The organism is Mesorhizobium sp. M4A.F.Ca.ET.022.05.2.1 (assembly GCF_003998845.1).
Taxonomy (GTDB): Bacteria; Pseudomonadota; Alphaproteobacteria; order Rhizobiales; family Rhizobiaceae; genus Mesorhizobium.
Genome location: NZ_RZOJ01000337.1, coordinates 1 through 6,559, shown reverse-complemented (window position 1 = coordinate 6,559; position 6,559 = coordinate 1). Strand labels below are relative to the sequence as shown.

At 65.2% G+C, this 6,559-nt stretch carries 8 protein-coding genes and 1 pseudogene; 4 read left to right on the top strand and 5 right to left on the bottom strand.

The features are described 5' to 3' along the window. The 3 genes from EN745_RS26730 to EN745_RS26720 form a co-directional block, all read right to left on the bottom strand. A partial coding sequence (locus EN745_RS26730) for a lyase family protein (RefSeq protein WP_245487845.1) occupies window positions 1-517 on the bottom strand: 517 nt, incomplete at its 3' end. Window positions 518-577: 60 nt separating this feature from the next. Further along, window positions 578-991: a hypothetical protein gene (locus EN745_RS26725; protein ID WP_126054829.1), complete on the bottom strand. Its 414-nt coding sequence runs from the start codon at window positions 989-991 to the stop codon at window positions 578-580. 107 nt (window positions 992-1,098) lie between these two features. Beyond that, window positions 1,099-1,824, bottom strand: coding sequence for a DUF2259 domain-containing protein (locus EN745_RS26720; RefSeq protein WP_126054828.1), 726 nt, complete (start codon window positions 1,822-1,824; stop codon window positions 1,099-1,101). A gap of 132 nt (window positions 1,825-1,956) precedes the next feature. Between EN745_RS26720 and EN745_RS26715 the strand changes: the two genes are divergently transcribed. Beyond that, window positions 1,957-2,211: a DUF2171 domain-containing protein gene (locus EN745_RS26715; protein WP_126054827.1), complete on the top strand. Its 255-nt coding sequence runs from the start codon at window positions 1,957-1,959 to the stop codon at window positions 2,209-2,211. A 15-nt stretch (window positions 2,212-2,226) separates the two neighbouring features. Here EN745_RS26715 and EN745_RS26710 read toward each other — a convergent pair whose 3' ends face one another. Together EN745_RS26710 and EN745_RS26705 are read right to left on the bottom strand one after the other, a co-directional pair. Then, window positions 2,227-3,246: a P1 family peptidase gene (locus EN745_RS26710; protein WP_126054826.1), complete on the bottom strand. Its 1,020-nt coding sequence runs from the start codon at window positions 3,244-3,246 to the stop codon at window positions 2,227-2,229. Continuing rightward, the gene (locus EN745_RS26705; RefSeq protein WP_127400560.1) at window positions 3,246-4,319 is read right to left on the bottom strand and encodes a branched-chain amino acid ABC transporter substrate-binding protein; all 1,074 of its coding nucleotides are present in this window, start codon (window positions 4,317-4,319) and stop codon (window positions 3,246-3,248) included. Before EN745_RS26705 ends, EN745_RS26710 begins: the two co-directional genes overlap by 1 nt. A 174-nt stretch (window positions 4,320-4,493) precedes the next feature. On the opposite strand from EN745_RS26705, the gene EN745_RS26700 reads away from it, so the two are divergent. The 3 genes and pseudogenes from EN745_RS26700 to EN745_RS26690 form a co-directional block, all read left to right on the top strand. Then, the gene (locus EN745_RS26700) at window positions 4,494-4,988 is read left to right on the top strand and encodes a flavin reductase (protein WP_126054825.1); all 495 of its coding nucleotides are present in this window, start codon (window positions 4,494-4,496) and stop codon (window positions 4,986-4,988) included. A gap of 31 nt (window positions 4,989-5,019) precedes the next feature. Next, on the top strand, window positions 5,020-5,949 hold the full coding sequence (locus EN745_RS26695) for a MoxR family ATPase (protein ID WP_127422643.1): 930 nt from the start codon (window positions 5,020-5,022) through the stop codon (window positions 5,947-5,949). A gap of 4 nt (window positions 5,950-5,953) precedes the next feature. Next, window positions 5,954-6,559 (top strand): annotated as a pseudogene (locus EN745_RS26690) (VWA domain-containing protein); the annotation flags it as partial.

Genomic DNA, 6,559 nt, shown 5'->3' with positions numbered 1-6,559 from the left:
GCACCAGCCGCTCGCGGCAGCGCGAGAACTCGGCATAGGCCTGCGCCAGCTTGACGCCGAACGTGGTCGGCTCGGCATGGATGCCGTGGCTGCGGCCAATGGTGACGGTGTCCTTGTGTTCGAAGGCGCGGCGCTTGAGCGCCGCGAGCAGCGCGTCGATGTCGGCGAGCAAGATGTCGCTGGCGCGGGTGAACTGCACGGCAAGGCAGGTGTCGAGCACGTCGGACGAGGTCATGCCCTGATGGATAAAACGGGCATCAGGCCCAACGAATTCGGCGAGATGGGTGAGGAAGGCGATCACGTCATGCTTGGTGACGCGCTCGATCTCGTCGATCCTGTCGACGTCGAATTTCGCGGCGCCGCCTTTTTCCCAGATGGCATTTGCCGCCTCCTTGGGGATGACGCCGAGCTCGGCCAGCGCATCGCAGGCATGCGCCTCGATCTCGAACCAGATGCGGAAACGGGTCTCTGGCGACCAGATGGCGACCATTTCCGGCCGGGAATAGCGAGGGATCATCAATCGGTCCTGACTTCGGGAAGCTTGATGTCCGCCTCCTAACAGAGGCGGACAGAATGCTCAACGCCGCTGCCGCGCAAACCAGATGCTGGCGGCGGCGAGCCCGATGAATCCTGATGGAAAATAGAGCCGGACGCCGAGCACGACGAACTGGTACAGCGCGGTCAGCACCGTGAACACGAATTCGAACGCCCACCGGATCGTGAAGGCCGGCGCATGCCATTCGGCATAGTAGGAGCGGTATTGCAGCGCGAACAGGGCGCCGGTGAAGGCGAGCGTCGCGGCCAGCAGCGCAACGAAAGCGGCAGCGAACGCGACCTCCCAGTGCCGCCCGCGCGATACGAGGCGCGCCAGGAACAGGCCGACCGGGAAGGCGAGCGCGCCACCGGCGGCATAGAGCAGCGTGACGAAGCGGATCTTTGCCGGCGTTGCCCAGTCATAGAGGTGGAGATTGACGAGCGCGCTGGCGCCCATCGTCAGACCCCAGAGCAGGGCGCCGACAAACGCGGTGCGAGCGGGGGGCAGGGCGGCCCGGAAATGGTTGCCGTTGCGACCGCGAGCCGTGGGTTGCGAAATCGGTGTCACAGGCGGCCTGTCACGGCGATCCAGCGGAAATCCGGCCCCTCGAAGCCGTATTGCCGAACCGCGATCAGCACGGCATAGGCGCTCAACCCCTGCATCGAGAACGTCTGCACCGCGCCGATCCGGTAGCCGTTCGGACAGCCGCGACTTTTGGGGATCGACTTGTCTTCGTGCAGAAGTTCGGTCTTGCCGCCATCCTTGGCCACAATGCGCAGCAGGCGAAAGCCGTTGATCTCGCCCTGGCTCTGGCAACCTTCGGTGTCGTTCATCGGGATTTCGTCCAAGCGGAACTCGAGCGGATCGTCGACCGGAGAAAAGATCGGGCGCGGATTGACCACCATGCGGAACGGATCGCTGGAAAGCTCGGTCACCGGGCTGAAACCGGCCGTGATGCCGCGACTGGCCGCCAGCTCGGCCTGGCTGACGATGGCCTCGCCTTTCTGGCGGGCCTGCAGCCGCGCCGCATCGAGCGTTGCCGCCTCGTCGTCGAGACGAACCCGGATCGGCGTTCCCTTGAGGAATGAGTCGGTGGCGGTGTCGATGTAATAGCGGCTGGCGTAGGGATATCCGGACCCGTCCTGCACGCCATATTCCTCGAAGGCAAAGACGCCGCCATCCTTGCTGAAGCCAAGGATTTCCAGCTCGGCGACGTCGCCTGCGCCGGCCGTGGCGACGGTGGCGAGCTGCGCGAGCAGCCATGTGCAAATCAGAACGGGAATTCGCATGGACTTGTCGCTCCAGCCGGCAGGATTGGATCATGCCTATCATGTCATGATGAACAGGACGTGCCGTACAGCCGCGATGCATCCAATCTGGCCGTCGATTGTTATTGTCGGCAGCTTCAGCGGAGGATCACCATGACCGACACGAGCAAAATTCGCGGGCATATGGAAGTCGTCGGTGCCGACGGCGTACATGTCGGCACTGTCGAAGAGATCGAGGGGAAGCGGATCAAGCTGACCAAGGCTGACAGCGGTCAGGGCTCCCACAGAGGGCATCACCACTATATTCCCTTGAGCCTGGTAGCCGAGGTTGAGGGCGAGAAAGTTTGGCTGTCGGCCAATTCGGATGTCGCGGTGAGCTTCGAGGAAGAAAAGTCCGATCCCACCTGATCCGCCAGGCCTCAGTTAGCGCGACGACCAGACTGGAAACAGATCGCCCGAAGCCGGCGTCGCGGCGTGGACGCCGCGGCTGATCGCGCGCGCCATGGTGGCGCCGGCGGTAGCGTAGAGATCGATGGCCGCGTCGGCGGTGAGCTCGATGCCGCTCTTGCCGGTCGCCAGTGCGAAGACCAGATCGCCGTCGGCAGGCGTATGCGCCGGCCAGATGGCGCGCGCGAAGCCGTCATGCGCCGAAATCGCCAGTCGCTTGGCGCCGGCCTTGGTCAGAATGGCATCGGTGGCGATGACGGCAATGGTGGTGTTGCCGCCAGCATCCCCCTGGCCGCCGAACTGCTTGTCGCGGTATTTCAACAGGATCTTCCTTGCGTCGGCGGGCATCGGCGAAGGATAGCCGAGACCGCCGAACTCGTCGCCGATCTCGAAGGGTGCTGACCAGAAGTGGCGGGTCCTGCCCACCGTGACGGAGCCGGTTGGGTTGACGGCGGCGAGCGCGCCGATGGTGATTCCGCTTTCGAGCACGGTCGAAGCCGAGCCCAGCCCGCCCTTGAGCCCCGACGTCAATGCGCCGGTGCCGGCGCCGGTCGTGCCCAATGCAAAGTCGGCCTCTGCCGCTTGCGCGGCTTGGTAGCCGAGGTCGCGATAAGGCGGGTAGCGGCCCCAGCCCTTGTCGCCGCCATTGCGCAGGTCGAACAGGATCGCCGCCGGCACGATCGGCACGCGGAAGCCGCCGACCTCGACGCCGATGTTTCTTTCGCGCAGGGCCGCCTGCACTCCCGAGGCGGCGTCGAGGCCGAAGGCCGAGCCGCCCGAAAGCACGATGGCATGGATCTCTTGGACCGAATTCTGTGGCTCCAGAAGGTCGGTCTCACGCGTCCCCGGCGCGCCGCCCAGCACCTGCACGCCCGCCACCGCCGGGTCGTCGCAAAGCAGTGCCGTCACCCCCGACTTCAACCTGGCGTCTGCGGCGTTGCCGACCCTGAGGCCGGCGACATCGGTGATCAGGTTACGCGGGCCGGCGCGGAACATCACTTCGTCTCCAGCGGTACGAAGCGCGTTCCATCGAAGCGGAAGGCGCGGAACGGAGACTGGCTGAGATCGCCCTTGTCGTCGAACCGGATGGGCCCGATCGCAGTCGCGAAGTCACGCCCGGTGAGCGCTTCGGCAAGCGGCTTGCCCGAGCTTTCCGCTTCAGCGGTTGCAGCTTTGGCGATCTCGACCGCGGCATAGGCCGGCAACACGTAGCCTTCCGGTATGACGCTTCTCTCCGCGAAAGCCTGCACCACCTTGGGATCGGCGGCCTCGGCCCATTCGGGCGGAGCGATCATCAGCGTACCCGCGGCATAGGGCACATTGCCGGGGGGCGTACGCAGATTTTCGCCACCGGCGAGAGTGATGCCAGCATTGAGCGAGCCGGCATCGCGACCCATGATGGCGATGTCGTCGCCGTCGCCGCCGGCGAACACCTTGGTTGCCCCGGCCTTTTTCAGCCGGCCGATCAGGCCGATCTGGTTGTCGAGCTGCGGCCGGAATGTGTCGACGAACACCGGTTTCAGCGCCGCCTGCTCGGCGGCCGCCCTGAACGTCTCGGCGATCTCGCGGCCGTAGATCGTGCCGTCATCGACGATGGCGAAGAGCTCGTTCTGCCACAGATGCGTCAGGATCCTGGCAGCGGCATTGCGCTCGTCATCGCCGCGTGGCCCGAGCCGATAGACCGGCCAGCCGGTCTTGGCGCGCCGGTCGGTCAGGCTTTCGGTGCGCACGCCGACAGTGATGACAGGAATGCCAGCCTCTTTCAGGATCGGCAGTGCCGCCTCGATCGCCTCGGTGCAAAGGAAGCCAACCACCACATCGACTTTCGCCGCCGCGAAGTCGCGTGCCGCGGCGACTCCGCCGTCCGCGGTGCAAGCGTCATCGAGCGTCTTGATCTCGGCGCCGTTCGCTTCCGCCGCCAGCCCGGCGCCGGCTTCGACCTGCTTGCCAAGGATCGCCGAAGGGCCGGAGAGGGGGGCCGCAACGCCGACGACGAGGTCTTCGGCGCCCGCGTTGCCGGCGAAAGCAATCGAGGCCAGCACCGCCAATATCGTCACCAGGGGTCGCATGTGAGCGAAGCGTTCCTCCCGCGCCGGCGGTAGGTTTGCCGGCACCCGTTTCGCCAAGACCTAAAGGCTGCCCGCCCTCGGCGCAACGCGAATTTCGGGATATGCGTCAAGCACTTCGCTTGTGGCTAGCAATATGCCGCCATATATAACGGTGGGTTCTGAGGAAAATCATCTGTGCTGAAGAAGAACGACATCGGGCCGCAGGCCTATCGCGACGCGATGGCCCATTTTGCCGGCCAGGTCCACGTGGTGACCACCGACGGCCCCGCCGGCAGACGAGGCGCGACCGTTATCGCCGCTTGCTCGGTGTCCGACACGCCGCCGACCGTGCTCGTCTGCCTCAACCGCGAAAATCCCAAGAACGAGCCTTTTGTTGCGAATGGCAGGTTCGCGCTCAACACGCTGGCATCGCATCAGGAGCCGCTGTCAGTCGGCTTTTCCGGCATGACCGGCCTGCCGGTGGAGGAACGGTTTGCGCTGGGCGAATGGGACGTGATCTCGACCGGCGCGCCGACCCTGAAAGGGGCGCTTGCCGTGTTCGATTGCGAGCTGATCGACACCAAGGATCTCGCCACGCACCGTGTGCTTTTTGGCAAGGTGACAGGCCTGCGCATCGGCGATAATTTGCGCCCGCTGATCTATCACGGTCGCGGCTATCGCGCCCTGTAGGTGCCTTGATGGCTGACTCCACGGAGATGGAATGACCGGCTTGAAACCGCGCCCGGCGCCGCGGACGATCGACGAGACGCTCGATCTCCTGACCGGCGCGGACTATGTGGCGGACCGTTCGCTGGCCACCGTGCTGTTTCTCTCATTGCGCATGAAGCGGCCGCTCTTCCTCGAGGGCGAGGCCGGCGTCGGCAAGACCGAGATCGCCAAGGTGCTGGCCGAGGCGCTCGGCCGCCGGCTGATCCGCCTGCAGTGCTATGAGGGGCTCGACGTCTCCTCCGCCGTCTACGAGTGGAACTACGCCGCGCAGATGATCGAGATCCGCATGGAGGAGGCGGCCGGCAAGGTCGTGCGCTCCGACATGGAGCGCAACGTTTTCTCCGAAAAGTACCTGATCCGCCGCCCGGTGCTCGATGCGCTGACCGGCAAGGCGGGCGCTGCCCCGGTATTCCTCATCGACGAGCTCGACCGCACCGACGAGGCCTTCGAGGCCTTCCTGCTCGAAATCCTCTCGGACTTCCAGGTGACGGTGCCGGAGCTCGGCACGATCAAGGCGGACGAGCCGCCGATCGTCATCATCACCACCAATCGCACGCGCGAAATCCATGACGCGCTGAAACGGCGCTGCCTCTATCACTGGGTCGACTATCCCAATGCAGAGCGTGAGCTGGAGATCGTACGGCGCAAGGTACCGCAGGCCAACAGCCGGCTTTCGGCCGAGGTTGTGTCCTTCATCCAGAAGCTCCGCCAGATCGAATTGTTCAAGGCGCCGGGCGTCGCCGAAACCATTGACTGGGCCGGCGCATTGACCGAACTCGACAAGGTAGCGCTCGATCCGGAGACAGTTTCCGACACGATCGGCGTTCTGTTGAAATACCAGGACGACATCGCTCGCATCGGCGCGGGCGAGGGCCGGCGCATCCTCGACGAGGTCAAGGCCGAGCTCGCGGCGGCGCAGTAGGCCCATGAAGGCGCCGCGTTCCGATCCCGCAGAGGCCACGGAAGACGGGCGCATCGCCGACAACATCGTCTACTTCGCCCGTACCTTGCGCAAGGCCGGCATGCGGGTCGGGCCGGCTTCGGTCAAGGATGCGATCGAGGCGGTGCTTGCCGCCGGCATCGGCTCGCGCGATGATTTCTACTGGACGCTGCATGCCGTGCTGGTCTCCCGGCACGAGGACCATCCGGTCTTCGACGAGGCCTTCCGGCTGTTCTGGAAATCGCGCGAACTGATCGAGAAAATGCTGGCGATGTTCTCGCCCGTCGCGCTGAATACCAGCGAGAAGCAGAAGCCTCGCGCGGCCGAGACCCGCGTCAGCCAGGCGATGTTCGAGGGCCATCAGAAGAGCCAGCCGGCGAAGGAAATCCCCGAGATCGAGGTCGACGCCCGCTTCACCTTTTCCGGCAACGAGGTGCTGCGCGGCAAGGATTTCGCCCAGATGGACGCCGCTGAACTGGCCGAGGCCAAGCACGCGATCGCCGCGTTGCGGCTGCCCTTCGACATGGTCCGCACGCGCCGCTTCAGGGCGGACGCGCAAGGCAGGCGCATCGATCCGCGTGCCATGATGCGG

Excerpts from the sequence above, each read along its gene's own strand:
- EN745_RS26710 (WP_126054826.1), bottom strand. The coding sequence starts at position 3,246 with ATGTTCCGCGCCGGCCCGCGTAACCTGATCACCGATGTCGCCGGCCTC.
- EN745_RS26695 (WP_127422643.1), top strand. The coding sequence starts at position 5,020 with ATGACCGGCTTGAAACCGCGCCCGGCGCCGCGGACGATCGACGAGACG.
- EN745_RS26705 (WP_127400560.1), bottom strand. The coding sequence starts at position 4,319 with ATGCGACCCCTGGTGACGATATTGGCGGTGCTGGCCTCGATTGCTTTC.
- EN745_RS26725 (WP_126054829.1), bottom strand. The coding sequence starts at position 991 with ATGGGCGCCAGCGCGCTCGTCAATCTCCACCTCTATGACTGGGCAACG.
- EN745_RS26720 (WP_126054828.1), bottom strand. The coding sequence starts at position 1,824 with ATGCGAATTCCCGTTCTGATTTGCACATGGCTGCTCGCGCAGCTCGCC.
- EN745_RS26715 (WP_126054827.1), top strand. The coding sequence starts at position 1,957 with ATGACCGACACGAGCAAAATTCGCGGGCATATGGAAGTCGTCGGTGCC.